Source organism: Microbacterium flavum (assembly GCF_018717645.1).
In the GTDB taxonomy this organism is placed as follows: Bacteria; Actinomycetota; Actinomycetes; order Actinomycetales; family Microbacteriaceae; genus Microbacterium; species Microbacterium flavum.
Window position 1 is genome coordinate 256,317 of the sequence record NZ_JAFLHG010000003.1, and the last position, 26,758, is coordinate 283,074.

Annotated in this window: 28 protein-coding genes; 22 read left to right on the top strand and 6 right to left on the bottom strand. The window is 70.8% G+C overall.

Annotation, left to right across the window (positions count from 1 at the left end; all coding sequences use genetic code 11):
• Positions 1-17: 17 nt before the first annotated feature.
• Positions 18-809: an IclR family transcriptional regulator gene (locus tag J0P97_RS04950; RefSeq protein ID WP_215486654.1), complete on the bottom strand. Its 792-nt coding sequence runs from the start codon at positions 807-809 to the stop codon at positions 18-20.
• A 103-nt stretch (positions 810-912) separates the two neighbouring features.
• On the opposite strand from J0P97_RS04950, the gene J0P97_RS04955 reads away from it, so the two are divergent.
• Genes J0P97_RS04955 through J0P97_RS16040 form a run of 5 tightly spaced genes read left to right on the top strand, consistent with a single transcriptional unit; the run spans position 913 to position 4,168 of the window.
• The gene (locus tag J0P97_RS04955) at positions 913-1,734 is read left to right on the top strand and encodes a CoA transferase subunit A (protein WP_215486655.1); all 822 of its coding nucleotides are present in this window, start codon (positions 913-915) and stop codon (positions 1,732-1,734) included.
• A gap of 2 nt (positions 1,735-1,736) precedes the next feature.
• Positions 1,737-2,390, top strand: coding sequence for a 3-oxoacid CoA-transferase subunit B (locus J0P97_RS04960; protein ID WP_215486656.1), 654 nt, complete (start codon positions 1,737-1,739; stop codon positions 2,388-2,390).
• The gene (locus J0P97_RS04965; protein ID WP_215486657.1) at positions 2,387-3,571 is read left to right on the top strand and encodes an acetyl-CoA C-acyltransferase; all 1,185 of its coding nucleotides are present in this window, start codon (positions 2,387-2,389) and stop codon (positions 3,569-3,571) included. The genes J0P97_RS04960 and J0P97_RS04965 overlap by 4 nt, the downstream gene beginning before the upstream one ends.
• Positions 3,572-3,606: 35 nt before the next feature.
• Positions 3,607-4,047, top strand: coding sequence for a GNAT family N-acetyltransferase (locus J0P97_RS04970; RefSeq protein ID WP_215486658.1), 441 nt, complete (start codon positions 3,607-3,609; stop codon positions 4,045-4,047).
• Position 4,048: 1 nt separating this feature from the next.
• Positions 4,049-4,168, top strand: coding sequence for a DUF8730 family Cys-rich protein (locus J0P97_RS16040; protein WP_504739346.1), 120 nt, complete (start codon positions 4,049-4,051; stop codon positions 4,166-4,168).
• A 29-nt stretch (positions 4,169-4,197) separates the two neighbouring features.
• On the opposite strand, the gene J0P97_RS04975 is transcribed toward J0P97_RS16040, so the two are convergent.
• Positions 4,198-4,452, bottom strand: a complete 255-nt coding sequence (locus J0P97_RS04975) for a hypothetical protein (RefSeq protein ID WP_215486659.1) — start codon at positions 4,450-4,452, stop codon at positions 4,198-4,200.
• 43 nt (positions 4,453-4,495) lie between these two features.
• Here J0P97_RS04975 and otsA point away from each other — a divergent pair, with 43 nt between their 5' ends.
• The 10 genes from otsA to serA all read left to right on the top strand — a co-directional run bounded on the left by otsA (position 4,496) and on the right by serA (position 15,445).
• Positions 4,496-5,962, top strand: a complete 1,467-nt coding sequence (otsA, locus tag J0P97_RS04980) for an alpha,alpha-trehalose-phosphate synthase (UDP-forming) (protein ID WP_215486660.1) — start codon at positions 4,496-4,498, stop codon at positions 5,960-5,962.
• Positions 5,959-6,750, top strand: coding sequence for a trehalose-phosphatase (otsB, locus tag J0P97_RS04985; protein ID WP_215486661.1), 792 nt, complete (start codon positions 5,959-5,961; stop codon positions 6,748-6,750). The genes otsA and otsB overlap by 4 nt, the downstream gene beginning before the upstream one ends.
• 9 nt (positions 6,751-6,759) lie before the next feature.
• The gene (ilvD, locus tag J0P97_RS04990; protein ID WP_215486662.1) at positions 6,760-8,475 is read left to right on the top strand and encodes a dihydroxy-acid dehydratase; all 1,716 of its coding nucleotides are present in this window, start codon (positions 6,760-6,762) and stop codon (positions 8,473-8,475) included.
• Positions 8,476-8,517: 42 nt separating this feature from the next.
• A complete protein-coding gene (locus J0P97_RS04995; protein WP_215486663.1) occupies positions 8,518-10,326 on the top strand; it encodes an acetolactate synthase large subunit in 1,809 nt (602 codons plus the stop codon).
• A 2-nt stretch (positions 10,327-10,328) separates the two neighbouring features.
• The gene (gene ilvN / locus J0P97_RS05000; protein WP_215486664.1) at positions 10,329-10,838 is read left to right on the top strand and encodes an acetolactate synthase small subunit; all 510 of its coding nucleotides are present in this window, start codon (positions 10,329-10,331) and stop codon (positions 10,836-10,838) included.
• Positions 10,839-10,950: 112 nt separating this feature from the next.
• Positions 10,951-11,976, top strand: coding sequence for a ketol-acid reductoisomerase (gene ilvC / locus J0P97_RS05005; RefSeq protein WP_215486665.1), 1,026 nt, complete (start codon positions 10,951-10,953; stop codon positions 11,974-11,976).
• Between the two features lie 131 nt (positions 11,977-12,107).
• Positions 12,108-12,830: a copper homeostasis protein CutC gene (locus tag J0P97_RS05010; RefSeq protein ID WP_215486666.1), complete on the top strand. Its 723-nt coding sequence runs from the start codon at positions 12,108-12,110 to the stop codon at positions 12,828-12,830.
• 21 nt (positions 12,831-12,851) lie between these two features.
• Positions 12,852-13,376 carry a DNA polymerase III subunit gamma/tau gene (locus tag J0P97_RS05015; protein WP_246539827.1) on the top strand — a complete coding sequence of 175 codons (525 nt, stop codon included), beginning with the start codon at positions 12,852-12,854 and terminating at the stop codon, positions 13,374-13,376.
• Positions 13,373-13,744 carry a bacitracin resistance protein gene (locus J0P97_RS05020; RefSeq protein WP_215486668.1) on the top strand — a complete coding sequence of 124 codons (372 nt, stop codon included), beginning with the start codon at positions 13,373-13,375 and terminating at the stop codon, positions 13,742-13,744. The genes J0P97_RS05015 and J0P97_RS05020 overlap by 4 nt, the downstream gene beginning before the upstream one ends.
• 96 nt (positions 13,745-13,840) lie before the next feature.
• Complete coding sequence (serA, locus tag J0P97_RS05025) at positions 13,841-15,445, top strand: phosphoglycerate dehydrogenase (protein WP_215486669.1); 1,605 nt, start codon at positions 13,841-13,843, stop codon at positions 15,443-15,445.
• 3 nt (positions 15,446-15,448) lie between these two features.
• Here the strand turns inward: serA and J0P97_RS05030 are convergent, their stop codons facing one another.
• Positions 15,449-15,991: a TetR/AcrR family transcriptional regulator gene (locus J0P97_RS05030; protein ID WP_215486670.1), complete on the bottom strand. Its 543-nt coding sequence runs from the start codon at positions 15,989-15,991 to the stop codon at positions 15,449-15,451.
• A 32-nt stretch (positions 15,992-16,023) separates the two neighbouring features.
• Here J0P97_RS05030 and J0P97_RS05035 point away from each other — a divergent pair, with 32 nt between their 5' ends.
• Genes J0P97_RS05035 through J0P97_RS05055 form a run of 5 tightly spaced genes read left to right on the top strand, consistent with a single transcriptional unit; the run spans position 16,024 to position 21,859 of the window.
• A complete protein-coding gene (locus J0P97_RS05035) occupies positions 16,024-17,571 on the top strand; it encodes an MFS transporter (RefSeq protein ID WP_215486671.1) in 1,548 nt (515 codons plus the stop codon).
• A 37-nt stretch (positions 17,572-17,608) separates the two neighbouring features.
• Positions 17,609-18,661 (top strand): 3-isopropylmalate dehydrogenase, encoded by a 1,053-nt coding sequence (locus J0P97_RS05040; protein ID WP_215486672.1) that lies wholly within the window; start codon positions 17,609-17,611, stop codon positions 18,659-18,661.
• Positions 18,662-18,711: 50 nt separating this feature from the next.
• Complete coding sequence (locus J0P97_RS05045; protein ID WP_215486673.1) at positions 18,712-19,860, top strand: branched-chain amino acid aminotransferase; 1,149 nt, start codon at positions 18,712-18,714, stop codon at positions 19,858-19,860.
• Positions 19,857-20,624: a fumarylacetoacetate hydrolase family protein gene (locus J0P97_RS05050; RefSeq protein WP_215486674.1), complete on the top strand. Its 768-nt coding sequence runs from the start codon at positions 19,857-19,859 to the stop codon at positions 20,622-20,624. Before J0P97_RS05045 ends, J0P97_RS05050 begins: the two co-directional genes overlap by 4 nt.
• Positions 20,621-21,859: an MFS transporter gene (locus J0P97_RS05055; RefSeq protein ID WP_215486675.1), complete on the top strand. Its 1,239-nt coding sequence runs from the start codon at positions 20,621-20,623 to the stop codon at positions 21,857-21,859. Before J0P97_RS05050 ends, J0P97_RS05055 begins: the two co-directional genes overlap by 4 nt.
• A gap of 17 nt (positions 21,860-21,876) precedes the next feature.
• On the opposite strand, the gene J0P97_RS05060 is transcribed toward J0P97_RS05055, so the two are convergent.
• The 3 genes from J0P97_RS05060 to J0P97_RS05070 form a co-directional block, all read right to left on the bottom strand.
• Positions 21,877-22,269 (bottom strand): VOC family protein, encoded by a 393-nt coding sequence (locus tag J0P97_RS05060; RefSeq protein ID WP_215486676.1) that lies wholly within the window; start codon positions 22,267-22,269, stop codon positions 21,877-21,879.
• A 73-nt stretch (positions 22,270-22,342) separates the two neighbouring features.
• Entirely contained in the window at positions 22,343-23,737 is a 1,395-nt protein-coding gene (locus tag J0P97_RS05065) for an HNH endonuclease signature motif containing protein (RefSeq protein WP_215486677.1), read from the bottom strand.
• Positions 23,738-23,874: 137 nt separating this feature from the next.
• Entirely contained in the window at positions 23,875-24,939 is a 1,065-nt protein-coding gene (locus tag J0P97_RS05070) for an aminotransferase class V-fold PLP-dependent enzyme (protein WP_215486678.1), read from the bottom strand.
• Between the two features lie 78 nt (positions 24,940-25,017).
• Between J0P97_RS05070 and J0P97_RS05075 the strand changes: the two genes are divergently transcribed.
• Both J0P97_RS05075 and J0P97_RS05080 read left to right on the top strand, forming a co-directional pair.
• Positions 25,018-25,926: a LysR family transcriptional regulator gene (locus J0P97_RS05075; protein ID WP_215486679.1), complete on the top strand. Its 909-nt coding sequence runs from the start codon at positions 25,018-25,020 to the stop codon at positions 25,924-25,926.
• 10 nt (positions 25,927-25,936) lie between these two features.
• Positions 25,937-26,716 (top strand): class I SAM-dependent methyltransferase, encoded by a 780-nt coding sequence (locus J0P97_RS05080; RefSeq protein WP_215486680.1) that lies wholly within the window; start codon positions 25,937-25,939, stop codon positions 26,714-26,716.
• Positions 26,717-26,758: the final 42 nt, after the last annotated feature.

Consider the following 26,758-nt stretch of genomic DNA (forward strand, 5'->3'; position numbering starts at 1 on the left):
CACCCCGCCAGCTGCGGTCAGCGCGCCGACGCCGCGACGCGCGTGGACAGCTGGTGCGCGTGCGCGAGGAGGGTGCGGCCCAGCTCGGGGATCCGATCCGGCGTGAAGCGGAACTCGACGCCGGTGAGGCTCAGCGCCCACTGGGGGTGCCCCGACGCGGTGAACACGGCCGCGCCCAGACCGTAGCTGCCCGGGACGATGAGCCCCGGGTTGACGGCGAAGCCCCGGGCATGCGTCTCACGCAGTCGGGCACGCAGCCGCGGCTCCGCATGCGCAGCGCCGTGCCGCTCGGGGAGCTCGGGGTGCCGGTCGAAGTAGGCGTCCACATCGTGGGGCGGGAGGAATGCGAGGATGGCGAGACCCGCCGACGCCACGCCCAAGGGGAATCGCGTCCCCTCCGAGAGGACGAACGACCGGATCGGGAACGCGCCGTCCTCTCGCAGCAGGCAGACGGTCTCGTCGCCTCGGCGCACCGAGAGGAACGCGCTCTCCTCGGTCCGCACGGCCAGAGAGCGCACGATGTCGCGGGCGATCGCGGTGATGTCGTAGCGGGATGCCGCCACCGTGCCCATGAGGTACAGCTCGGGTCCCGGCATCCAGCGCCCGGTGCGCTCGTCCTGGTCGACGAGCCCCTCGTGCCGGAGTGCCGAGAGGAGGCGGTGCGTGGTGGGGCGGGTGAGGTCCGCTCGTCGCGCGAGATCTGCGACGGTCAGTCCGCCGTCTCCCGCGCCGGTGACGAGGCGCAGGAGTGAGGCTGCGCGGGCGATCGCCTGCGCGCCGGGAACGGTCGCAGACGGCGTGTTGTCCATGATGTGGACAATATGCGATCGACAGCCCACATCGCAAACACCGGCGCGCCAACCGGCTCGCGAGGGCGGACGATGGAGGGACACGGACGACGAAGGAGTTCACGTGATCGACAAGACGTACGCGACGGCCGCGGAGGCCGTCGCCGACATCCCCGACGGCGCCTCCCTGGCCGTCGGCGGGTTCGGCCTCTCGGGCAACCCGATCGCCCTCATCGAGGCGCTGCTCGCGCAGGGGACGCAGGACCTCTCCATCGTCTCCAACAACTGCGGCGTGGACGACTGGGGGCTCGGCGTCCTGCTGAACGCCAAGCGGATCCGCAAGATGACCTCGTCCTACGTCGGCGAGAACAAGGAGTTCGAGCGGCAGTTCCTCTCCGGTGAGCTCGAGCTCGAACTCACCCCGCAGGGAACGCTGGCGGAGAAGCTCCGGGCCGGCGGCGCCGGAATCGCCGCGTTCTTCACCCAGACCGGAGTCGGCACGCAGGTCGCCGAGGGCGGGCTGCCGCGGAAGTACGACGGACAGGGCGGCATCGCCGTCGCCTCTCCGCAGAAGGACGTGCGCACCTTCGCCCCGGACGGCACCGCGCGCGAGTACGTCCTCGAAGAGGCGATCGTCACCGACTACGCCCTCGTCCACGCCGCCAAGGGGGATGTGCACGGCAACCTCGTCTTCCACAAGTCGGCGCGGAACTTCAACCCGCTGGCCGCGATGGCCGGCACGGTCTGCATCGCGCAGGTCGAAGAGCTCGTCCCCGCGGGCGGGATCGATCCCGATGACGTGCACCTTCCCGGCATCTACGTCCACCGCATCGTCGAGGTGGGTCCGGACATCGAGAAGCGCATCGAGCGGCGCACCGTCTCGGCCGACCCCTCGACAAGCACGGGGACCGATGCGACGCCCCGCGACATCCCCGAAGGAGCCTGACCATGGCACTCACCCGCACCGAGATGGCCGCACGCGCGGCCGCCGAGCTCGCCGACGGCTCGTACGTCAACCTCGGCATCGGACTTCCCACCCTCGTGCCGAACCACGTGCCCGACGGCGTCACGGTCGTCCTCCAGTCGGAGAACGGCATCCTGGGCGTGGGTCCCTATCCGTCCGAGGAGAACGTCGATCCGGACCTCATCAACGCCGGCAAGGAGACCGTCACGGTTCTGCCGGGCTCGGCGTTCTTCGACTCCGCGCTGAGCTTCGGCATGATCCGCGGCGGCAAGATCGACGCCGCGATCCTCGGGGCGATGCAGGTGTCCCGGACCGGAGACCTGGCGAACTGGATGATCCCCGGCAAGATGGTCAAGGGGCCCGGGGGAGCGATGGACCTCGTCCACGGCGCCGGTACGGTGATCGTCCTGATGGAGCACGTCGCCCGTGACGGCTCGGCGAAGATCGTGGACGCCTGCTCGCTGCCCCTCACCGGCCGCGGCGTCGTCGATCGGATCATCACCGACCTCGCCGTGATCGACGTCACTCCCGCCGGGCTCGTCCTCGTCGAGACGGCGCCCGGGGTCACCGTCGATGAGGTCATCGCCGCGACCGAACCCGACCTCATCCTCTCCGAATCGCTCAAGGAGCTCGCATGACCACCGACGACATCGTCATCGTCGCCGCCGCCCGCACGCCGCAGGGTCGCCTCAAGGGCCAGCTGGCCTCGTTCAGCGCCCCCCAGCTCGGGGGCTTCGCGATCGCGGGCGCCCTCGAGAAGGCCGGGATCCCCGCGGACGCCGTGGACGCCGTCATCATGGGTCAGGTCCTGCCCGCCGGGTCGGGTCAGAACCCCGCCCGCCAGGCGGCCCTGGCCGCAGGACTCGGCTGGGACGTGCCCGCCTCGTCGGTGAACAAGGTGTGCCTGTCGGGCCTCACCGCGATCATCGATGCGAAGCGCATGATCGCCTCGGGCGATGCGACCGTCGTGGTCGCGGGCGGCATGGAGTCGATGACCCGCGCGCCGCACCTGCTCATGGGGTCGCGGGACGGCTACGCCTACGGCTCGATCGAGGTGCTCGACCACATGGCCTACGACGGGTTGACGGATGCCTACGACAAGGAGTCCATGGGGGCCTCCACCGAGCGCCTCAACCCCGCGTTCGGCATCACCCGCGAGGCGCAGGATCACGTCGCCGCGCTCTCCCACGCGCGTGCGGCGGCGGCGCGCGACGCCGGCCTCTTCGCGGCGGAGATCGTCGAGGTCGAGGTGCCCCAGCGCCGTGGCGAGCCGACCCGCGTCGCCCAGGACGAGGGCATCCGCGACACGACGACCGAGGTGACCCTGGCCGGCCTCCGCCCCGCCTTCTCCTCGGACGGCTCGATCACGGCGGGAAACGCCTCGCAGATCTCCGACGGCGCGGCCGCGGTCGTCCTGACGACCCGCGCACACGCGGCTGCCGCCGGATGGCCCGTCCTCGCGGTCGTCGGCGCGGCGGGCCAGGTTGCGGGGCCGGACAACTCCCTGCACGCCCAGCCGGCGCGCGCCATCGCGCAGGCGCTGGATCGCCAGGGCCTCGCGGCATCCGATCTCGATCTCGTCGAGATCAACGAGGCGTTCGGAGCCGTGGTCGCCCACTCCGAGGCCGAGCTCGGACTCACCGAAGACGTCGTCAACATCCACGGCGGCGGGATCGCCCTCGGCCACCCGATCGGGGCCTCCGGAGCGCGTCTGGTCGTCCACGCCGTCCACGAGCTCGTCCGACGGGGCACCGGCACGGCGGCGGTGGGCCTCTGCGGCGGCGGTGGTCAGGGCGAGGCGCTCATCGTCACGCGCTGAGCGCCTCCATCGGCGGGCGGCGCTACCCTGGAGACGTGCCCACCATCGCTCCGATCACCTCCGCCGATGAGCGGGAGTGGCGCGCGCTCTGGGAGGGCTATCTGCGCTTCTACGCGAGCGAGGTTCCCGCCGAGGTGACCGAGATGACCTTCGCCCGCCTCGTCGCCGACGGCGTCCTGCACGGAGCGATGGCCCGTGATGACGACGGCCGAGCGGTCGGGATCGTGCACTGGCTGTTCCACCCCGCGACCTGGCGTCGCGGCGAGTACTGCTACCTCGAGGACCTGTTCGTCGCCCCGGATCTCCGGCGCGGGGGAGTGGGGTCCGCACTGATCGGCCACGTGCGCGATCAGGCTCGTTCCGCCGGTGCCGAGAAGGTCTACTGGCTCACCCAATCGGAGAATTCGACGGCGCGGCGCCTCTATGACGCTGTCGCGACCAGTACCGGATTCGTCCACTACGAGATGGAGATCTGACATGTGCCAGCCGGTGACGTGCGCACGCTGCGGCAAGACGACCTGGGCGGGGTGCGGCGAGCACATCGAGTCCGCCCTCGCCGGGGTGCCGGCGGAGAACCGCTGCACCTGCGCCCGCTGAGCGTGCGCTGACGCCCGCGCGCAGCACGCTCAGCGCTGCAGGCGCTTCTTGAGCAGCTTCTCCTCGTCGCCGTGGATGGGCGAGTCGGTGGCGATCAGATGGCCGCGCGAGGCCCGGTAGGTGTCGATCAGCGTGCCGATGGACAGGGCGAGGGTGATGCCCCAGCTGAGCCATGCGAGGGCCTGTCGCCACGTGAACGGCACGTCTCCGCGCGCGCCGCGCAGAAGCGCGACGCCGCTCGTCACGGCGGAGATGAGCCCGGTCCCGAACAGGTACTTGCGCATACGACCACGTTAGCCTGGAACGACCCCCGCCGAGAGGAGCGCCATGAGCGCGCAGAGCGACCACGCGACGACGCACAGCGATCACGCGACGACGACGGCGGATCTCGTCGTCGTCTCCAACCGACTCCCGGTGGACCGCTCCGCCGAGGACGACGACTGGCGCCGCTCGCCCGGAGGACTGGTCGCCGCCCTCGAACCGGTGCTCCAGCAGAGCGGCGGCGCCTGGGTCGGGTGGCCCGGCCAACCGGGTGCGGAGATCGAGCCGTTCACCTTCGACGGCATGGCGCTCGTTCCCGTCGTCCTCAGCGAAGAGGATGTGGAGCTGTACTACGAGGGCTTCTCGAACGACACCATCTGGCCCCTCTACCACGACGTGATCTCACCGCCGGCCTACCACCGTGAGTGGTGGGACGCGTATGTCCGGGTCAACCGGCGGTTCGCCGAGGCCGCGGCCTCGGTCGCGGCCGAGGGCGCGACGGTGTGGGTGCAGGACTACCAGCTGCAGCTCGTCCCGAGCTTGCTACGAGAGCTTCGGCCCGATGTGACGATCGGCTACTTCCACCACATCCCGTTCCCCGCATACGGCCTCTACGCCCAGCTCCCGTGGCGGAAGCAGGTCCTCTCCGGCCTGCTCGGCGCCGATGTCATCGGCTTCCAGAGGGTGGCGGATGCCGGCAACTTCGCCCGCGCGGTTCGGCGTCAGCTGGGGTATGAGACCAAGGCGGGCTCCATCAAGGTGCCGAGGACCGAGGCGGAGGGCGGCGGCACGCGTACGGCGATCGCGAAGGCCTACCCGATCTCCATCGACGTGGCGGCGTACGACGAGCTCGCCCGGCGCCCGGACGTGCAGGCTCGGGCGAAGGAGATCCGCGAGAGCCTCGGCAATCCGAAGACGGTGCTGTTCGGGGTCGACCGGCTCGACTACACCAAGGGCATCGGTCATCGCCTGAAGGCGTACGGCGAACTGCTCGCCGACGGCCGACTGGACGTCGAGGACGTCACTCTCGTGCAGGTCGCGAGTCCGAGCCGTGAGCGCGTCGCGGCCTACATGCAGCTGCGCGACGAGATCGAGCTCACCGTCGGTCGGATCAACGGCGACTACGACACCGTCGGGCACACGGCGATCCGGTACCTCCATCACTCGTACCCGCGCGAGGAGATGGTGGCGCTCTACCTCGCCGCCGACGTCATGCTCGTCACGGCGCTCCGCGACGGGATGAACCTCGTCGCCAAGGAGTACATCGCCAGTCGCGTCGATGGGGGAGGCGTCCTCATCCTCAGCGAGTTCACCGGGGCGGCCGACGAGCTGACCCAGGCGGTGCGGGTGAACCCGCACGACATCGCCGGTCTGAAGGATGCCATCACGGCCGCGATCGAGATGCCCGAGGCCGAGCGCCGCCGACGCATGAGGGCGCTCCGCCGCCGCGTCCGCGATCACGACGTCTCCGACTGGTCGCGCTCCTTCCTCGGCGACCTGGCGCTCCGCAGCGGCGAGGCGGCCACCTCGTGAGCACGAGCGCGAGCCTCAGCCCCGACGATGCCGTCGCCCGTCTCGCTGACACGCGTCACCTTCTCGTGGCGCTCGATTTCGACGGAACGCTCTCGCCGCTCATCGACGAGCCGATGGATGCGCGGATGCTGCCGGAGTCTCGGGAGGCCCTCGACGCCCTGATCGCGGTTCCGCAGACATCCGTCGCGCTCGTGTCCGGTCGCAGCCTCGGGGACCTACGCATCATCGCCGAGCATCGCGACGATTCGCCGATCCTCCTCGCGGGGTCCCACGGCGCCGAGCACTGGGTGCCCGGAGGGACCGCGGGGGACGGGCCGACCGCGTCGGAGCGGGCCCTTCGGGACCGCCTGCGCGCGGCAGCGGAGGAGCTGGTCGCCGACATCCCGAACGCCTGGATCGAGCCGAAGTCGTACGGCTTCGCCGTCCCCTCACGCGTCGTGGCGGAGGCGGATCGCGCGGACCTGCACGCGCGCGTCGACGCGCTGATGGCGCGCGAGGCACCCACTTGGCGCCGTCGGGAGGGACACCACATCGTCGAGTACGCCTTCCGCGCCGAGGGCAAGGATGCCGCCGTGGCATGGCTGCGGGAGCGCACCGGCGCGAGCGCGGTGCTCTTCGCGGGGGATGACGTGACCGACGAGGACGCGCTGGGTGCACTCCAGCCCGGCGACGTCGGCGTGCACGTCGGGACCGGCTCCACTCACGCGCGGGTCCGTGTGGAGGGCATCCCACAACTCGCCGCGATGCTTGTGCGCCTCGCACACGAGCGCGCCCACCGGCGGGAATAGACTGCGAGAATGCCTTCCCGCGACGACACCAGCGCCACCGTCGACATCAAGCCCCGCTCCCGCGCCGTCACCGACGGCATCGAGGCGACGACCTCCCGCGGCATGCTGCGGGCCGTCGGCATGGGCGACGAGGACTGGGACAAGCCCCAGATCGGCATCGCATCGAGCTGGAACGAGATCACTCCCTGCAACCTCAGCCTCGACCGGCTCGCGCAGGGCGCGAAGGAGGGCGTGCACGCCGGCGGCGGATACCCGCTGCAGTTCGGCACCATCTCCGTCTCGGACGGCATCTCGATGGGCCACGAGGGCATGCACTTCTCGCTCGTCTCCCGCGAGGTCATCGCCGATTCCGTGGAGACGGTGGTCATGGCCGAGCGCCTCGACGGCACCGTGCTCCTCGCCGGCTGCGACAAGTCGATCCCGGGGATGCTCATGGCATCCGCCCGCCTCGACCTGTCGAGCGTCTTCCTCTACGCCGGCTCGATCGCGCCGGGCTGGGTGAAGCTCTCGGACGGCACTGAGAAGGACGTGACGATCATCGACTCGTTCGAGGCCGTCGGCGCGTGTCTGGCGGGCAAGATGAGCGAGGCGGACCTCAAGCGCATCGAGTGCGCGATCGCCCCCGGCGAGGGCGCCTGCGGTGGAATGTACACGGCGAACACCATGGCGTCGGTCGCCGAGGCCCTCGGGCTCTCGCTGCCGGGCTCGGCCGCGCCGCCCTCGGCCGACCGTCGGCGCGACTACTTCGCGCACCGCTCGGGCGAGGCCGTCGTCGAGCTGCTCCGCCAGGGCATCACGACGCGCGACATCCTCACGCCGCAGGCGTTCGAGAACGCGATCGCGCTCGCGATGGCCCTCGGCGGCTCGACGAACGTGGTCCTGCACCTCCTGGCGATCGCGCGCGAGGCGGAGGTGGAGCTCAGCCTCACCGACTTCAACCGCATCGGCGACAAGGTTCCGCACGTGGCCGACATGAAGCCGTTCGGGAAGTACGTCATGAACGACGTCGACCGGCACGGCGGCATCCCGGTCATCATGAAGGCCATGCTCGATGAGGGACTCCTCCACGGCGACGCCCTGACCGTCACCGGCAAAACGCTCGCCGAGAACCTGGAGGCGCTGAACCCGGATCCCGTCGACGGCACGGTGATCCACTCCTTCGACAACCCGATCCACGCGACGGGCGGCATCACGATCCTGCACGGCTCCCTGGCGCCCGAGGGTGCGGTCGTGAAGACCGCGGGCTTCGACGCCTCGGTGTTCGAGGGTCCGGCCCGCGTCTTCGAGCGCGAGCGCGCCGCGATGGACGCACTGGAGGCCGGTGCGATCGACGCGGGGGATGTCATCGTCATCCGCTACGAGGGCCCCAAGGGCGGCCCGGGAATGCGCGAGATGCTCGCGATCACCGCCGCCATCAAGGGCGCGGGGCTCGGAAAAGATGTACTACTGTTGACGGACGGACGATTCTCAGGCGGCACAACCGGCCTGTGCATCGGCCACATAGCACCCGAAGCGGTGGACGCTGGTCCCATCGCCTTCGTGCGCGATGGTGATCTGATACGGGTCGATATCGCGGCTCGCACCCTCGACCTACTCGTCGACGAGGCAGAGCTGAGCTCCCGCCGGGACGGCTGGGAGCCCCTTCCCCCGCGCTATACCCGTGGCGTTCTGGCCAAGTACTCGAAACTCGTGCGCTCCGCTGCGGAGGGCGCGACGACGGGCTAGGCCCGCTTCTTCTTCGCATCCACGATCACCGAGGTCTCCCACATGTCACTCGACACCGCTGCGGCCGTGCCCCGGCCGCCCGCGCGCGGAACATCCGCCGCGTCCCCCTCGATCACCGGCGCGCAGGCCGTCGTGCGCACACTCGACCTCCTCGGCGTCACCGACGTCTTCGGTCTCCCCGGCGGCGCGATCATGCCCGTCTACGACCCGCTCATGGACGATGAGAAGGTCCGTCACATCCTCGTCCGCCACGAGCAGGGCGCCGGTCACGCCGCCGAGGGCTACGCCGCCGCCACGGGGCGCACCGGCGTCGCGATCGCGACGTCCGGCCCGGGAGCGACGAACCTCGTCACCGCGATCGCCGACGCCTACATGGACTCCGTCCCCATCGTCTGCATCACCGGCCAGGTCTTCAGCCACCTGATGGGCACCGACGCCTTCCAGGAGGCCGACATCGTCGGCATCACCATGCCGATCACCAAGCACTCCTTCCTGGTCAAGCGCGCCGAGGAGATCCCCGGTGCGATCGCCGCGGCGTTCGAGATCGCCTCGACGGGGCGACCCGGCCCCGTGCTCGTGGACATCACCAAGGATGCCCAGCAGGCATCCGCGCCGTTCGTCTGGCCGCCCAAGATCGACCTGCCCGGGTACCGTCCGGTGACGAAGGCGCACGGCAAGCAGATCCAGGCTGCCGCCCAGCTGATCGCCACGTCCGCCAAGCCCGTGCTCTACGTCGGCGGCGGCGTCATCCGCGCCGGCGCGTCGGCGGAGCTGCTGGCTTTCGCCGAGGCGACCGGGGCGCCCGTCGTCACGACGCTGATGGCGCGCGGCGCGTTCCCCGACTCGCACACGCAGAACCTCGGCATGCCCGGCATGCACGGCACCGTTCCCGCCGTGCTCGCGCTGCAGGAGTCCGACCTCATCGTGGCGCTCGGAGCGCGGTTCGATGACCGCGTCACCGGCAAGGCGGAGCTGTTCGCCCCGAACGCGAAGATCGTGCACGTCGACATCGACCCCGCGGAGATCTCCAAGATCCGCACGGCCGACGTGCCGATCGTGGGTGACCTCAAAGAGGTGCTCGTCGACCTGGATGCCGCGTTCCACCCGGCGCGCGCAGAGCACACGCCGGACATCTCGGAGTGGTGGTCCTACCTCGACGGACTGCGCCAGGAGTTCCCCCTCGGGTACACCGAGCCCGAGGACGGCCTGCTCGCGCCGCAGTACGTGATCAAGCGCATCGGCGAGCTCTCCGGCCCGGAGGCCGTCTACGCGGCGGGCGTCGGCCAGCACCAGATGTGGGCGGCGCAGTTCATCTCCTACGAGCGGCCGAACTCGTGGCTCAACTCCGGCGGCGCCGGGACGATGGGCTACTCGGTGCCCGCGGCGATGGGCGCGAAGGTCGCCGAACCCGACCGTGTCGTCTGGGCGATCGACGGCGACGGGTGCTTCCAGATGACCAACCAGGAGCTCGCGACCTGCGTCATCAACGAGATCCCGATCAAGGTCGCGATCATCAACAACTCCAGCCTGGGCATGGTGCGCCAGTGGCAGACGCTGTTCTTCGCCGGACGCCATTCCAACACCGACCTGAACACGGGGCACGGCACACGGCGCATCCCCGACTTCGTGAAGCTCGCCGAGGCGTACGGATGCCTCGGCATCCGCGTCGAGAAGGCGGAGGACGTGGATGCGGCCATCGAGCTCGCGCTGAAGACGAACGACCGCCCGGTCGTGATCGACTTCGTCGTCTCGGCCGACGCGATGGTGTGGCCGATGGTGCCGCAGGGCGTCAGCAACAGTTTCGTCCAGTACGCGCGCCAGCACGCGCCGAGCTTCGACCAGGAGGACTGATCATGAGCAAGCACGTTCTGAGCCTCCTGGTCGAGGACAAGCCGGGCCTTCTGACCCGAGTGGCGGGGCTGTTCGCCCGGCGCGGCTTCAACATCGAATCCCTCGCGGTGGGCGTCACCGAGGTGCCGGGACTGTCCCGCATCACGGTCGTCGTCGACGTCGAGGGCCTTCCGCTCGAGCAGGTGACCAAGCAGCTGAACAAGCTCGTGAACGTCATCAAGATCGTCGAGCTCGATTACGCGGCATCCGTCCAGCGCGAGCACATGCTGATCAAGGTGCGCGCCGACAACCAGACGCGCTCGAACGTCTTGGAGGTCGTGAACCTGTTCCGCGCCTCGATCGTCGACTACGCGAGTGACGCGGTGGTCGTCGAGGTGACCGGCGACCGCGGCAAGGTCGACGCGATCCTGCGCGCACTGGAGCCGTTCGGCGTCAAGGAGCTCGCCCAATCCGGCATGGTCGCCATCGGCCGTGGCGGCAAGTCGATCACCGAGCGGGTCCTCCGCAGCTGACGCCACTCCACCCGACTACACCCCGGCGAGTGTCCACGACACGCGGATCCTCGCCCCAGACTCCCCGCGTGTCCTGGACACTCACCTTCCCAATCAAGGAGAAACACACACCATGGCTGAGATCTTCTACGACGCCGACGCCGACCTGTCCATCATCCAGGGCAAGAAGGTCGCGATCGTCGGCTACGGCTCGCAGGGCCACGCCCACGCGCAGAACCTCCGCGACTCCGGCGTCGAGGTCGTCATCGCCCTCAAGGACGGCTCGAAGTCCGCCGCGAAGGCCCAGGAGGACGGCTTCGAGGTCAAGAGCGTCGCCGACGCCACGCAGTGGGCGGACCTGATCATGGTGCTCGCGCCCGATCAGCACCAGCGCGGCATCTACAGCGAGTCGATCGCCCCGAACCTCAGCGAGGGCAAGACGCTCGCGTTCGCGCACGGCTTCAACATCCGCTTCGGCTACATCGACACTCCCGAGGGTGTCGACGTGATCCTGGTCGCCCCGAAGGCTCCGGGTCACACGGTGCGCCGCGAGTTCGTCGCCGGCCGCGGCATCCCCGACATCATCGCCGTCGAGAAGGATGCCTCGGGCACCGCCTGGGCGACCGCGCTCTCGTACGCGAAGGCGATCGGCGGCACGCGCGCCGGCGTCATCAAGACGACCTTCACCGAGGAGACCGAGACCGACCTGTTCGGGGAGCAGGCCGTCCTCTGCGGCGGCATGAGCCACCTCGTCCAGTACGGCTTCGAGACCCTCACCGAGGCGGGCTACCAGCCCGAGATCGCCTACTTCGAGGTGCTCCACGAGCTGAAGCTCATCGTCGACCTGATGTGGGAGGGCGGTATCGCCAAGCAGCGCTGGTCGATCTCCGACACGGCCGAGTACGGCGACTACGTCTCCGGTCCCCGCGTCATCGCCCCGGAGGTCAAGGAGGACATGAAGGCCGTCCTCGCCGACATCCAGTCCGGCGCGTTCGCCAAGCGCTTCATCGACGACCAGGATGCCGGCGCGCCCGAGTTCCTCTCGCTCCGCGAGAAGGAGGCGTCGCACCCGATCGAGAAGACCGGCAAGGAGCTGCGCTCGCTCTTCGCGTGGAAGCAGCAGGACAGCGACTACACCGAAGGTTCGGCCGCACGCTGACGAAGACTCTCGGCGCACCCGCCGAGAACGGCTGTCACAGCCAGAGGGCCCGACCCCACACCAGGGGGTCGGGCCCTCGCCTTTGCTGATCCGGCCCGTCGCCGATCCGGCGCTTTGCTAGCGTGGCGGGTATGACCGTCGCGCTCGAGATCGCCGTCCAGGACCCCGCCGGAGCGCGAGCGGCGATCGCCGCCGGCGCGGATCGCCTCGAGCTGTGCCAGGCGCTTGCGATGGGTGGTCTCACACCCTCGCTGGGCCTCATCGAGGCCGCGGCGGAGGCGGTCGGGGGAGACCGGGTGAACGTCCTCGTCCGCCCCCGCGGCGGCGGATTCGTCTATTCGGCGGAGGAGATCGCCCTGGTCCAGGCCGACATCGCCGCCTCCGTCCGCCACGGCGCGGGAGGCGTCGTCATCGGCGCGCTCACTGCGGAGGGGCGCGCCGATCTCGACGCCGTGGCGCGCTGGCGGGATGCCGCGGGCGCGGCGACGCTCGTCTTCCACCGCGCGATCGATGCGACGCCGGACATCCTCGCCGTGCTGGCGCAGCTGCGGGAGATCGGCGTCGATCGCATTCTCACGTCCGGTGGAGCGGCGAGGTCGATCGACGGGCTCGAGACCCTCACGCGCCTGGCCCGGGAGAGCGGGGAGGTCGAGATCATGGCGGGTGGCGGCATCCGCGCCGAGGACATCCCCGCGATCGTCGCGACCGGCGTCGACGCCGTGCACCTCTCCGCGCGCGGCCGGGCGGGGGCCGAAGACCCCTCGGGCCCGGGCGGCGGGACGCCCGGCTACGACGTCACCGACCCGGAGGCGGTCCGCGCTGCCGTCGCCGCAGTCGCGGACGCGGCCCGCTGAGCGCGCTACGCTGAGCGCGTGATGTCCGGACGCGACGACGACGCCCTCCGCTGGGAGGGGGACGACGACCCCACCCTCGACGTGGGTGCGGCTGCACCCGCCGCGCCCGCTGCTCCGCGCGACGATCCGGCCGCTGAGCCGGTCGCGCTGCCGGACGGGTTCACCGCGGTCGGCAAGGACAGCGCGAGCGTCGGACGGATCGAGGCCGACGGATCGGTCGTCATGCCGGGGGAGCGCGAGCCGCTGTCCACCGCAGCGCTCCTCGCGCTGGGCGTGCTCGCGGGCGTCTACCTCCTCTTCACCATCGGCTGGATCGTCGGGGGGATCCGGCTGCAGGGGACCGCGCAGTACCTCGTGAGCCCCGTCGGCTACCAGGCGGCGTTCTGGCTCGCCGTCATCGCCCCCGTGGTCTGGTTCGGCACCGCCTACGTCCTCACGCGGAGCGCGAAGGCGTGGGTGCGGATCTCGTGCCTCGTGGCCGGTCTCGTCCTGCTCGTCCCATGGCCGTTCGTCATGGTGGGCGCTGTCGGGACGGTGGCGTCATGACCTCCGAGTCCGGTGCGACCGCGACGCCGACGCCCCGCCCGGCGCGCCCGCGCGCGCTGCCGACCTGGGTGATCGTCGCCCTCTCGGTCTTCTTCGGACTGTTCTACGCCTACGCGGTATGGAACGCGGTGGCGTTCCTCATCTCGCAGGCCACCGGCCCTCTGGGACTGAACGGCGCCGGCTGGGCGATCCTCCTCGCCGCCGTCCTGTTCCCCCTCGTCGCCTTCGGCGTGGCATTCGCGATCGGCTGGCGCCGCACGTGGGGAGAGCTGTCCCTCACCCTCCTCGCAGGCCTGTGCATCGTCGCGGTGTTCTGGCTCAACGTCGTCGCGTACAGCGTGACGAACGGCGCCGCGCTGCTCGGCTGAGCGCGGCGACCTCGCCCGTCATACGGTCATCGGCGGCTCCGCGCCCCCGGTAGGCTGGCATCCTTCCACCGATCCCTTCGCAAAGGTTCTGCCGCCGTGTCCAAGCCCGTCGTCCTCATCGCCGAAGAACTCTCTCCCGCCACGATCGACGCCCTCGGGCCCGATTTCGAGATCCGGACCGTGGACGGCACCGACCGTCCCGCGCTCCTCTCGGCGATCGCGGACTCCGACGCGATCCTCGTGCGGTCGGCGACGAAGGTGGATGCCGAGGCCATCGCCGCGGCATCCCGGCTGAAGGTCGTCGCCCGCGCGGGCGTCGGCCTCGACAACGTCGACATCAAGGCGGCGACGGCCGCCGGCGTCATGGTCGTCAACGCCCCGACCTCCAACATCATCTCCGCCGCCGAGCTCACCGTCGGGCACATCCTGAGCCTCGCCCGCCACATCCCGGCCGCGCATTCCTCCCTCGCCGCCGGCGCGTGGAAGCGCAGCTCCTTCACGGGGACCGAGCTCTTCGAGAAGACCGTCGGCATCGTCGGCCTCGGTCGGATCGGCGCCCTCATCGCCGCCCGTCTGCAGGGGTTCGGCGTGACGGTCGTCGCGTACGACCCGTATGTCACTCCCGCGCGGGCGCAGCAGCTCGGCGTCACGCTGCTGAGCCTCGAGGACCTCCTCGCGCAGAGCGACTTCGTCACGATCCACATGCCCAAGACGCCGGAGACGACCGGCATGATCGGCGCCGAGCAGTTCGCCATCATGAAGCCGACCGCCTACGTCGTGAACGTCGCCCGCGGCGGCCTGATCGACGAGGAGGCGCTGTTCACGGCCCTCACGACGGGCGAGATCGCCGGCGCGGGTCTCGACGTGTTCACGTCGGAGCCCCCGAAGCAGGACGGCACCGCCTTCCCGCTGCTGTCGCTGCCGAACGTCGTCGTGACGCCGCACCTGGGCGCCTCGACCGACGAGGCGCAGGAGAAGGCCGGCATCTCGGTGGCTCGCTCGGTCAAGCTCGCTCTCGAGGGCGACCTCGTGCCCGACGCGGTCAACGTCGCCGGCGGCGTCATCGACCCGTTCGTGCGCCCCGGCATCGCGCTCGTCGAGCAGCTCGGCCAGGTGTTCTCCGCTCTGGCCGCGAGCGCCCTCACGAGCCTCGACATCGAGGTGCGGGGCGAGCTGGCCGCCTACGACGTGAGCGTGTACCGCCTTGCCGCCCTCAAGGGCATCCTCTCGAAGATCGTCAGTGAGAACGTCTCGTACGTGAACGCGCCCCTGTTCGCGGAGCAGCGCGGAATCGAGACCCGTCTGATCGTCGAGGCCGACAGCCCGCTGTACCGCAACATCACGATCCTGCGCGGCACGCTGTCCGACGGGACGGTCCTCACGGTCGCGGGCACCCTCGCCGGCACGCGGATGGTGCCGAAGATCGTCGGGATCAACGGGTACGAGATCGAGGTGCCCATCGAGCAGCATCACCTCGTCATGCGCTACGCCGATCGCCCCGGCATCGTCGCGATCTACGGTCAGAAGCTCGGCGAGGCCGGCATCAACATCGCCGGACTCTTCGTCGCGCAGCCGGATGCCTCCGGCCGGGCCCTGTCGGTGCTGACCGTCGACCAGCCGGTGCCCGAGGAGATCTTCGAGTCGATGCGCACCGCCGTCGGCGCCGACCTCTTCCGCCAGATCGAGATCACCGAGGACTGATCCTCAGCGCACCGCGCGCTCGACCAGGGCGACCAGGGCGTCCATGGCGTCACCGCGGGGGACGGGGCCCGGGATCGAGCCGCCCGAGAGGGCGTTGTTGAAGTAGAGGCCGTCGCCCACGAGCATCACGAGATCCAGCGCCGCCCCATCGGGGGCGTAGGGGCGGAGAGCATCCGCCCACTTCTCCCGCACCTCCCGGAGCGCTTCGGCAGCCTGAGCGTTGCCGCCCTGGGCGAGGCGAGAGGTCGCGAGGATGGCTCGGTCGATCGGGTCGTTCGTCATCACCGACGAGCGCAGGTAGAACGCGATGGGTCCGCCGGGGTGGCCCGTCATCGCGACGACGTCCTCGTCCACGAGAACCTGCAGGCGCTCGACCAGCCCGGCCTCGAGGGCCTCCTTCGACGCGAAGTGGTAGAGCAGGCCGCCCTTGGAGACGCCCGCGGCGCGCGCCGTGGCATCCATCGTCGCGGCACGTTCGCCCTCGGCGACGAGGATCGCCTCGAATGCGTCGAGGACCTTCTCGCGGGCGAGGGGAGGGCGGCTCATATCTGTTACTATACCGGCTGGACGGTATACAAATGACTTTGACTGAAGAACTCCGCATCGCCGACGCTCAGGGACGGCGCGTGGGCTGGCGCGGCTGGGCCGCGCTGGTCGTGCTCATGCTGCCCGTGCTGCTCGTCTCGGTGGACAACACCGTGCTCAGCTTCGCGCTGCCCGACATCGCACTCAGCCTGGGCCCGTCCAGCGCGCAGCAGCTCTGGATCATCGACGCCTACCCGCTCGTGCTCGCCGGTCTCCTCGTCACGATGGGGACCCTCGGCGACCGCTTCGGACGGCGCCGGATGCTCCTCATCGGAGCGACCGGCTTCGCCGCGGTCTCTGTGCTCGCCGCCTTCGCCCCGAGCGCCGCGTGGCTGATCGCCGCCCGCGCCGGGATGGGCGTCTTCGGCGCGATGCTCATGCCCTCGACGCTGTCTCTGCTGCGGTCGATCTTCACCGATCGCGATCAGCGCCGCATGGCCATCGCCGTCTGGGCGTCGATGTTCTCCGCGGGCGCCGCGCTCGGCCCGATCGTCGGCGGGATCCTGCTCGAGCACTTCGCGTGGGGCTCGGTGTTCCTCATGTCGGTGCCGGTGCTCGTGCCCCTCCTCGTCTTCGCCCCGCTCCTCGTCCCGGAGAGCCGCGATCCGCGGCCGGGTCGGATCGACCCGCTGAGCATCGCGCTGTCGATGCTCACCATGGTGCCGATCGTCTACGCGATCAAGGAGGTCGCGGTGCACGGCTTCGGCGTGCTTCCGGTCATCCTGACCGTCGCCGGAGTCGGGTTCGGCGTGGCGTTCGTGCGCCGGCAGCTCGCCTCCGATCAGCCGATGCTCGATATGCGCCTGTTCAGCCGCGGCACGTTCAGCGGAGCGCTGCTCGTGAACCTCCTGAGCGTCGTCTCGCTCGTCGGATTCCTGTACTTCGTCGCCCAGCACCTGCAGCTGATCGTCGGCCTGTCGCCCATGGAGGCCGGCTTCGCGCTGGTTCCGGGGATGCTCGCGATGATCGCGGCGGGCCTGCTCGTCGTGCCGATCGCCCGGCGCGTGTCGGCGCGCATCGTCGTCCCCGTGGCGCTCACGTTCTCGGCGATCGCCTACCTGATGGTGCCGGGGTCCGTGGGCGAGGGGGCGCTGCCGCTCCTGGTCGCCGCGTTCGTGCTCCTCGGGGTCGGCATCGGCGCAGCCGAGACGGTCTCCAACGAGCTGATCCTCGCGAGCGCTCCTCCCGCGAAGGCGGGCGCCGCGAGCGCGGTGTCGGAGACCGCCTACGAGCTCGGAGCCGTCCTCGGCACCGCCGTTCTCGGCGGCATCCTCACGGCCGCCTACCGGAGCGGGATCGTCCTGCCGGCGGGCGTCGAGGGAGCCGCCGCGGATGCCGCGCGCGAGACCCTTGCCGGCGCGATGACGGTTGCGGGCTCGCTCGACGCCGCCACCGCGGACGCCCTGCGCACGGCCGCGGCCCACGCGTTCGATGCGGGTGTCGGCACGACCGCGGTGATCGGGGCGGTTCTCGTCGCCATCGCGGCGGTCATCGCGGCCACTACGCTGAAGGGGTCCCGCACCGCGCACGTCGACCACTGAGGCGGCGCGCGGCCTTCCCGCGAGTTCGAGGAGTTCCATGTCGCGCGTCATCAAGCTGGCCGTCATCCCGGGCGACGGCATCGGTCCCGAGGTCGTCGGCGAGGCCGAGAAGGTGCTCGATGCGGTGACTGCGGCCTCCGATGTCACGTTCGACAAGGCGCGCTTCTCCCTCGGCGCGGCGCGCTACCTCGAGACCGGCGACACCCTGACCGATGACGACCTCGCGGCGATCGCGACGCAGGACGCGATCCTCCTCGGTGCCGTCGGCGGCGTGCCCGGCGACCCGCGGCTGAAGGACGCGAACATCGAGCGCGGCCTGCTGCTGAAGCTGCGCTTCTCCCTCGACCACTACGTGAATCTGCGTCCCTCGAAGCTGTATCCGGGGGCTCCCGGTCCGCTCGCGGAGCCCGGCGAGATCGACTTCGTCGTGGTCCGCGAGGGCACGGAGGGTCCGTACGTCGGCAACGGCGGGTCGATCCGCACCGGCACGGCGCACGAGGTCGCGAACGAGACGAGCGTGAACACCGCCTTCGGCATCGAGCGGGTCGTCCGCTACGCGTTCGAGGTCGCGCAGAAGCGCCGCAAGAAGGTGACGCTCGTCCACAAGACGAACGTCCTCGTCCACGCGGGCGGGATGTGGAAGCGCATCGTGGATGCCGTGGCATCCGAGCACCCGGACGTGACCGTAGACTATGTCCACATCGACGCGGCCACGATCTACCTGGTCACGAACCCCGGTCGCTTCGATGTGATCGTCACCGACAACCTCTTCGGCGACATCCTCACCGACTTGGCCGGCGCCGTCACCGGAGGCATCGGTCTCGCCGCATCGGGGAACATCAACCCCGACGGCGCGTTCCCCTCGATGTTCGAGCCCGTGCACGGCTCGGCTCCGGACATCGCGGGCCAGCAGAAGGCCGATCCCACGGCCGCGATCCTCTCCGTCGCTCTCATGCTCGATCACCTCGGGCTCTCGGGCGAAGCCGCACGCGTCACCCGCGCCGTCGAGGAGGACATCGCCCACCGGGGCTCGACACCCCGCACCACCGCACAGGTCGGCGACGCCATCGCCGCAGCCGTCCAGGCGTAGCCTGGAACGGCCGCACCCCACGCCGACCGATCACACCCTCAGGACACGACATGAGCCTCACCTACGAACCCGACGCCGGACTCGCTCCTCTGGAGTTCTCGGTCACGCGCAACCTGGCCGCGAAGACCACCGCCGAGCGCGAGCAGCTGCTGGTCGACCCGGCCTTCGGCACCACGTTCACCGACCACATGGTCGACATCTGCTGGTCGGTGCGCGGCGGCTGGCACCGCGCGCGCGTGCAGCCCTACGGTCCGCTCTCGCTGGACCCGGCAGCGGCCGTGCTGCACTACGGGCAGGAGATCTTCGAGGGCATCAAGGCCTACCGGCACGCGGACGGATCGGTCTGGACCTTCCGCCCGGACCAGAACGGCCGGCGCCTGCAGCGCAGCGCCCGGCGCCTCGCGCTGCCCGAATTGCCGGTGGAGTACTTCATCGAATCGCTCAAGGCGCTCATCGCGGTCGATGGCGCGTGGGTGCCCTCGGGCTCCGACCAGAGCCTGTACCTGCGCCCCTTCATGTTCGCGAAGGAGGCGTTCCTGGGCGTGCGCCCGGCCAACAAGGTCGGGTACTACGTCATCGCCTCTCCGGTGGGCGGGTACTTCAAGGGCGGCGCGAAGCCGGTCTCGATCTGGCTGAGCGAGGACTACGCACGCGCCGGCAAGGGCGGCACGGGTGCCGCGAAGACCGGCGGCAACTACGCCGCGAGCCTGCTTCCGCAGGCGGAGGCCTACGAGGAGGGATGCGACCAGGTCGTCTTCCTCGATCAGGATCGCAACGTCGAGGAGCTCGGCGGCATGAACGTGGTCTTCGTCTACAAGGACGGGACGATCGTCACCCCGCAGTCGGACTCGATCCTCGAGGGCATCACGCGCGACTCGATCCTCCAGCTCGCCGCCGACCGTGGCCACAAGGTCCAGGGTCGCGCCGTCTCGATCGATGAGTGGCGCTCGGGCGTGGCCTCGGGCGACATCGTCGAGGTGTTCGCCTGTGGAACGGCCGCCGTGGTGGCGCCGATCGGCGAGCTCAAGGGCCGCGACTTCGTCGACGCGCAGCCGCTCGGTCCCCTGGCCCAGTCGCTGCGCGACGAGCTCACCGACATCCAGTACGGACGTCGCGAAGACACCCACGGGTGGCTTGTCCGCCTCGACGACCCCTCGACAGGCTCGGGGACCGGGGCCGGGGCGGAGTCCGGCGAGTGAAGATCGTCCGCTTCAGTCATGAGGAGGCGATCCGCTTCGGCATCGTCGACGAGAAGGAGCTGGTGGTCCTCGCCGGCGACCCGCTGTTCGCCGGATTCGACACGACGGGGGAGCGGGTGCGGCTCGCGGATGTCGCGCTGCTCGCGCCGGTCATCCCGCGCTCGAAGGTCGTGTGCGTCGGCAAGAACTACCGTGACCACGCCGCCGAGATGGGCGGCGAGGCACCGGCCGCGCCGCTGCTGTTCCTGAAGCCCAACACTGCGGTGATCGGCCCGGGGGATGCCATCGTGCGCCCGCCGCAGTCCGAGCGCACCGATTTCGAGGGCGAGCTCGCCGTCGTGATCGGTCGTGTCGCGAAGAACGTCTCCGCGGAGAACGCGCTCGACTACGTGTTCGGCTACACGATCGGCAACGACGTCACCGCGCGCGATCTGCAGCGCAGCGACGGGCAGTGGGCGCGGGCGAAGGGGTTCGACACCTTCTGCCCGCTCGGCCCCGCGATCGAGACCGAGTTCGACCTCGACGGCGGTGCCCGCATCGTCACGCGTGTCGACGGCGAGGTCCGTCAGGACGGTCCGATCTCGGACATGGTGCACTCCGTGCCCGAGATCATCGCGTACGCCTCCGCCGCGTTCACGCTGTTGCCGGGCGATGTGATCCTCACCGGCACGCCCGCCGGCATCGGCCCCTTCGAGGCCGGTCAGACGGTCGAGGTCGAGATCACCGGCCTCGGCACGCTCCGCAACACCGCGCGCAACGCGTGACCGAAGACGTCGCGTCGCTCCAGCGGCGTACGGTCCGCGTGCTCGCTGCGGGCCAGGTGCTGGGCGGAATCGCGTTCGGGGCGACCGTGTCGCTCGGGGCGCTGCTGGCGGCCGACGTGTCGGGGCAGGAATCGCTCTCGGGGCTGGCCACGGCATCCGTCACCCTCGGCGCAGCGTTCTGCGCGATCCCGCTCGCGCGCCTCGCCGCACGGCGCGGGCGCCGGGTCGCGCTGACCCTCGGCAACCTCTTCGCGCTCGTCGGGATCGTCGTCGTGATCACTGCGGCGGCTGGGCGCAGCTTCCCGCTGCTCATCGCCGGGGTGATCCTCATCGGGGCGGGGAACGCCGGCAACCTGCAGTCGCGGTTCGCCGCCACCGATCTCGCGCCCGCTGAGCGTCGTGGGCGAGACCTGGGTGTCGTCGTGTGGGCGACGACCGTCGGCGGCGTGGTCGGGCCGCTGCTGCTCACGCCGGGGGAGGCCCTGGGACGGGTGATCGGGATGCCTCCGCTCACCGGCGCGTACGCGTTCTCGATCGTCGCGCAGGTCGCCGCGTTCGCGCTCTACCTGGTCGCGTTGCGCCCTGATCCGCTGCTCGTCGCGCAGCGCCTGGCGCGCAGCGGCGAGGCTCGGCGCGATCACATCGTCGACACCGACCGGCCGATCGCCGCGCGCTACGCGATGTTCGCGGTGGCCGGATCGCACGTCGTCATGGCATCGGTGATGGCGATGACGCCGGTGCATCTCGCGCACCTCGCGCCGGATCATGTCACGGCGGTCGTCGGCACCACGATCGCCGTGCACGTGTTCGGCATGTACGGGCTGTCGCCGCTGTTCGGCATCCTCGCCGACCGCGCGGGGCGGATCGCGACGATCCTTCTCGGTCAGGCGCTGCTCGCGGCGTCTCTCGTCCTCGCGGCGGTCGCGCCGGACTCGCAGTGGTCCGTGCTGGTGGCGCTGTTCCTGCTGGGTGCGGGCTGGAGCGCGGCCACGGTCGCCGGCGCGGCGCTTCTGACCGAGAGTTCGCTGACGGCGCTGCGCCCGCGCCGACAGGGCATGAGCGACACGATCATGACGTTCAGCGCCGCCGTCGGAGCCGTGCTGGCCGGTGTCGTGCTCGGCCTGATCGGTTACGGCGGGCTCGCGTTGGTCGCGCTGGTGATCGTCGTCGCGGTGACGGTGCTGTCGCCGTATGCCCGATCAGGCACGAGCGCGAGCGCGTCCACCGCGATCTGAGGGGTCAGGCCGCTGCGTCACGGAGCCACCGCGACGACCTCTGCCTTGAAGCCGGACGAGTTCTCCAGCCAGCCCGCGTAGGAGTCGGGGCCTCCGGCATGGGGATAGCGCTCGTGGTACAGCGGCCGCCACCCGTGCTGCCCGCCCTGCTCCATGATCGCGTCCACGAGATCGGACGCCGACACCTGAAACGCGAGATGGTTCATACCCGGCGCACGTCGATCGTGGGTCGGCCCGGACAGATTCGGCGAGGTCGTCAGCGTGAGGTATGCCCCGCCGGCCCCCCAGGACTCGCCTTCGGACCACTCGGACTCGCGCTCGAACCCGAGCTCGTGGAGGAGCCACCCCCACTCCGCGCGCGCCTCGGCGAGGTCGGAGACCCACAATTCGACGTGATGAAAGCCCGGCATGCCGACCAGTTTCTCAGGCGCTCTCGTCCGCGGTCGGCGGAGACACGCTCGATGATCAGGGGGCCGCGATTCCTCAGAACGGCGGTGGGTCAACCGGGCTTATCGTGGCGTCGAGAAATCGCGACCAGCGGTCCCGGACGGGGGTCGTTGCGATCATCATCGGCGCGTCGGTGCGATGTCGCCTGCCGGTGGGGGAGACGAACTCGAGGGTCCCGCTGCCGACCGCGCGGACCGTCCATCGCGACGCGTGCTTGAGGGTGTGGTGCCCACGGCAGAGCACTTCGAGGTTCGCCGATGACGTCGCGCCGCCCTGTTCGAAAGGCACGATGTGGTCGATGTCGCATCGCTTCACGGGCCTGCGACATCCGGGCCACCGGCAGTGCCGGTCGCGCGCGGCGAGGAGCCGGCGCAGGTGCGCGGAAGGACGATAACTGTCGACGCACAACGGCTCGGATGTCACGGGATCGGTCATCACGCGATGCCAGGACGTCGCTGCGGCGGCCAGGCGACGGGCGGTGTCGCCGTCGAGGGGACCCCGCCCGTCGAGCACCGCGGGATCGTCGTCGAGGCCCGCGAGCGTCAGACACGGGATCGTGACCTGCACCGTCGCCCGGATGGCGCCGAGCGCCGCGTCGCCCTCCGTCGCGGGCGCTCCGCACAGCAGCAGATCGCACGCGAGGTCGGCGCGGCGCTGATCGAGAGTGCGCGTGTCGGCCAGATCGCCGTCCGCGGCATTTGCGCCATCCGTGGTTCCTTGCGCGATGCCCATGCTGGTCAGTCGTTCGAAGATGCCGTGAACGAGCACGGCAGGCGCATCGAGAAGGAGCCGGGCGAGCCCGTCGTCGAGGTCGAACGCGCGCACCCGGCGGTCGTCGAGCGCGCGCTCGCGGGCCTGCGCGACGATGGCGGATTGCAGGCGCGCTGCGACGACGCGCGCATACTCGCGCGTGGCGGCGGCCGTCTCCGTCGCGGCGATCGCGAGGACGCGCTCTTCATACTCGGCACGCAGAGCGTGATCGAGGGCGAGGCCGCCGTCGATCAGGGAAGAGGCGTGCCGTTCGTCGATACGCCCGTCGCGGAGGGCCGCGAGGGTGGCGGGGTAGGTGCCCACGAGAGCGGCGCCGTCGCCGAGCCAGGACGAGACCGTGCGCTCCCCGACGCGGAGCGCGGTGCTCAGCTCGGCCAGCACCTCGCGGAGGGGTATGGTGTCGCCGATCTCGCGCCCAGGGTGTGCGGCGTCACGCTGCGCGACGCGGAGTGCGACGAGATCGAGCGCCTCGGCACAGACCTCCGCCCGCTCGGCTTGCAACCGGGCCATCGCCGCACGATTGTCCTCGGCGCGAGAGACGAGATCGGACAGCTCCGCCCAGTGCGGCTCTCTCCCGTGTCGGTCCGCACTCGCGTCGCTCTCCTCCTGGAACACGACCGAATGACGAACCGGCCGATCCGGGTGCTGTGGCTCTGGCATGCGAACTCCTGACGTCGATCATTCAACGTCCGGTTGCTCTGCCGGCTCATCCTTGCGGTCGTGTGAATGTCGCGAGCGCCGGCCTCAGTATAGTACATATGTACGAACGAGGCAACACCGCGTCGCCGACTCGATGGTCAGCGCCCGAGCGCGGAGGCAGCGAGGTCGACATCCGCCAGGTCGTTGAACACGTGGAACGCGACCCGCGCGGAGCCGTTGCGGCCCGAGGCCACCACGCCCGCGGCCGTGAGCCGGGCGAGGTCGCAGCCCGTGGCGTCCGGCCAGGTGACGATCGCGCTCGGCCGATGCGGCTCGTCCAGTCCGAGCCGCGCGCGGAACCGCGCCGCCAGCGAGGTGACGTGCGCCTGCACCTCGGCGATCGGGGCCGCCGCGAACGCGGCGAGGGCCGGTTCCGCGCCGACGAACGCCTGCCAGGCGGGGGAGACGTCGAAGCGGCGCGCGCAGCCGGCGAGATCGGCGTCGCCGCCGTAGCAGGAGCTCCACGGGTCGGCACCGGCGTACCACCCGGCCTGGATCGGCGAGAGGGCGCGCGCGTAGTCGGAGCTCAGGGTCAGGAAGGCGACGCCGCGCGGGCAGCAGAGCCACTTGTAGGCGTGGCAGAGCAGGGCGTCGACGCGCGCGGCATCCACCGGCATCCAGCCGACGGCCTGCGTCCCGTCGCACACGGTGCGCGCGCCGACGCGCGCGGCGGCGGCGCAGATCGCATCGAGATCGGCGACCTCGCCGGAGGCGGACTGGACGAGCGAGAACGCGACGAGGGCGGTCTCCGGGCGGACGGCGTCGGCGAGATCCGCCAGCGGCGCCGACCGCACGCGGATGCCGCGGCCCGCATGCACGAACGGCAGCACGAGCGAGGAGAACTCGTGCTCGGGCACGAGCACCTCCGCGCCGTCCGGGCGGGCGCCCGCGAGGATCGAGACCTGCACCGAGGTCTGCGAACCGATCGCCACGCGGTCGGTCGCGACGCCGACGAGGGCCGCGAAGTGTGCGCGGGATGCCTCGACGGCGCGACTGTAGTCGGCGACATCCGGGCGTCCGGTCACATCGGCGATCACCGCGTCGCGCGTGGCGCGCGTCGGCAGCCCGGCGGTGCAGGCGGCCAGGTAGCCGGAGGCATCCGTGAACTGCGCGCGGAGACCGGCGAGAGCGTCGAGATTCGCGGCAGGCGTGGCGGTGAGCATGCATCCAGCGTGGCGCGGGCCGGAACATTCGTCTACGGCAGGTTATCGATGGAAAACATCACGTGACATGATGAATGCATGGACGAACCCGAGTTCGATGTGCAGAGCCTCCGGATCGTGCGCTCCATCGCCGACACGGGCTCGATCACGCGCGCAGCCGAGGCGCTCGGCCTCAGCCAGCCCGCGGTCAGCCAGCATCTGCGCCGCCTCGAGGCACGGCTGGGCATCGCGGTGGTCGAGCGGATCGGACGCGGCATCCGCCTCACCGAAGCCGGGCGGGTGCTCGCGCGGCACGCGCCCGCGGTGACCCTCGCGATCGACGCCGCCGCCGAGGAGCTCGCGCAGCTGCGGGGTCTTCGGACCGGCGTCGTGCGCCTCGTCGCGTTCCCCTCGGCCTCGCCCGTCCTCGTGCCGCGGCTCATCGCCGCTCTCGCGTCATCCCACCCCGGCCTGTCGCTCACCTACATCGAGGCCGAGCCTCCCGAGGCGGTCGCCGCCGTGCGCGAGGACCGAGCCGATATCGCGCTCACGTTCAGCTACCCCGGCGACCGAGATGATCCCCACCGTTCCAGCGCGCGCGGCCTCTCGGTGCGCGCGGCCGGGCGCGACGACCTCATGCTCGTCCTCCCCGTGGGCCATGCCGCCGTGACGGAGATCACGGAGCTCGCGGACGAGACCTGGATCGCCGGATGCCCGCGATGCCGCGGCCACCTGCTCGAGCTCTGCGAACGCGCGGGCTTCGAGCCGAGGATCGGCTACGAGACAGACAACTACGTCGCCGTCGAGGGCCTCGTGGCGCAGGGGATCGGCGTCGCGACCCTCCCGCGGATGGCGCTCGAATCGTTCCCGCTCCTGCCCGGGGTCGCCACCGCCCCGTTGCCGGCTGCCGAAGCGCGACGGCTGCACGTCGTCACGGCCCAGGGCGCGGAGCGCGTCCCGTCCCTCGCCGCCGCCCTCACGACGCTGGAGGATGTGCTGGCCCGCTAGGCTCGCCCTCGTGTCGGAGTGGGAGGGGACGGGAGCGGCCTACGCCGCCTCGTTCGCGCTTCTCACGGCAGGCGCCGTCGACGCAGTGCTGGATGCCGTCGCCGCTCGCGTTCCCCGCGGCGAGCTGCTGGACGCGGGTGCCGGGTCGGGTGCGCTCCTCGCCGCCGCGGAGCGGCGCGGATACGTGGTGCAGGCGGCGGAGCCGGAGCCATCCCTGATCGCGGTTCTCCGCGACGTGCATCCGCGCGTGGCCGTGGCACCCGCCGCGCTGCCCCACCTTCCGTACCCCGATGGGGCGTTCGACGCCGTCACGGCGACCTTCGTCCTCAACCACGTGCACGATCCGCGGGCGTCCGCGCGAGAGCTTGCTCGCGTGTCACGCGCGGGCGGCGCGGTCGCCGCGACGATCTGGCCCGCGGGGACCAGCCCGCTGCGACCCCTGTGGGAGGCGATGTCCCGCGTCGTCGGCTCGGGGTCGCCGGCGCACACGCTCCCACCCGATCGAGACTTCCCCCGCACGCCGGAGGGCCTGGCGCGGCTGTTGACGGATGCCGGGGTGCGGGATGTCGATACCTCCGAGCCCGCGTGGACATGGGAGATCTCGCCCGACGCGCTCTGGAGCGGGGTCGAGGGCGGGATCGCGACGATCGGCAACCTCTACCGCCGAGTGGACCCCCCGACCCGGCGTCGCATGCGGGAGGTGTACGAGCGCGAAAGCGCCGCACTCGTCGGGACATCCGACGTGCTCCGCCTGCCCCACACGGCCGTGCTGGCCGTCGGCACACGATGAGGCTCGCGCAGCATCCCGCGGCCCCGGAACGCCCGCGCCCGC

Bases quoted from the DNA above. Each gene is read 5' to 3' on its own strand.
- J0P97_RS05020 (WP_215486668.1), top strand. From the start codon at position 13,373: ATGACCTCCGAGTCCGGTGCGACCGCGACGCCGACGCCCCGCCCGGCG.
- J0P97_RS04960 (WP_215486656.1), top strand. From the start codon at position 1,737: ATGGCACTCACCCGCACCGAGATGGCCGCACGCGCGGCCGCCGAGCTC.
- J0P97_RS05040 (WP_215486672.1), top strand. From the start codon at position 17,609: ATGTCGCGCGTCATCAAGCTGGCCGTCATCCCGGGCGACGGCATCGGT.
- J0P97_RS05015 (WP_246539827.1), top strand. From the start codon at position 12,852: ATGTCCGGACGCGACGACGACGCCCTCCGCTGGGAGGGGGACGACGAC.
- J0P97_RS05045 (WP_215486673.1), top strand. From the start codon at position 18,712: ATGAGCCTCACCTACGAACCCGACGCCGGACTCGCTCCTCTGGAGTTC.
- J0P97_RS16040 (WP_504739346.1), top strand. From the start codon at position 4,049: ATGTGCCAGCCGGTGACGTGCGCACGCTGCGGCAAGACGACCTGGGCG.
- J0P97_RS05070 (WP_215486678.1), bottom strand. From the start codon at position 24,939: ATGCTCACCGCCACGCCTGCCGCGAATCTCGACGCTCTCGCCGGTCTC.
- J0P97_RS04975 (WP_215486659.1), bottom strand. From the start codon at position 4,452: ATGCGCAAGTACCTGTTCGGGACCGGGCTCATCTCCGCCGTGACGAGC.
- otsA (WP_215486660.1), top strand. From the start codon at position 4,496: ATGAGCGCGCAGAGCGACCACGCGACGACGCACAGCGATCACGCGACG.
- J0P97_RS05010 (WP_215486666.1), top strand. From the start codon at position 12,108: ATGACCGTCGCGCTCGAGATCGCCGTCCAGGACCCCGCCGGAGCGCGA.
- J0P97_RS05035 (WP_215486671.1), top strand. From the start codon at position 16,024: ATGACTTTGACTGAAGAACTCCGCATCGCCGACGCTCAGGGACGGCGC.
- J0P97_RS05075 (WP_215486679.1), top strand. From the start codon at position 25,018: ATGGACGAACCCGAGTTCGATGTGCAGAGCCTCCGGATCGTGCGCTCC.
- ilvN (WP_215486664.1), top strand. From the start codon at position 10,329: ATGAGCAAGCACGTTCTGAGCCTCCTGGTCGAGGACAAGCCGGGCCTT.
- J0P97_RS04965 (WP_215486657.1), top strand. From the start codon at position 2,387: ATGACCACCGACGACATCGTCATCGTCGCCGCCGCCCGCACGCCGCAG.
- J0P97_RS04950 (WP_215486654.1), bottom strand. From the start codon at position 809: ATGGACAACACGCCGTCTGCGACCGTTCCCGGCGCGCAGGCGATCGCC.
- J0P97_RS05030 (WP_215486670.1), bottom strand. From the start codon at position 15,991: ATGAGCCGCCCTCCCCTCGCCCGCGAGAAGGTCCTCGACGCATTCGAG.
- ilvD (WP_215486662.1), top strand. From the start codon at position 6,760: ATGCCTTCCCGCGACGACACCAGCGCCACCGTCGACATCAAGCCCCGC.
- J0P97_RS05060 (WP_215486676.1), bottom strand. From the start codon at position 22,269: ATGCCGGGCTTTCATCACGTCGAATTGTGGGTCTCCGACCTCGCCGAG.
- ilvC (WP_215486665.1), top strand. From the start codon at position 10,951: ATGGCTGAGATCTTCTACGACGCCGACGCCGACCTGTCCATCATCCAG.
- J0P97_RS04995 (WP_215486663.1), top strand. From the start codon at position 8,518: ATGTCACTCGACACCGCTGCGGCCGTGCCCCGGCCGCCCGCGCGCGGA.
- J0P97_RS05065 (WP_215486677.1), bottom strand. From the start codon at position 23,737: ATGCCAGAGCCACAGCACCCGGATCGGCCGGTTCGTCATTCGGTCGTG.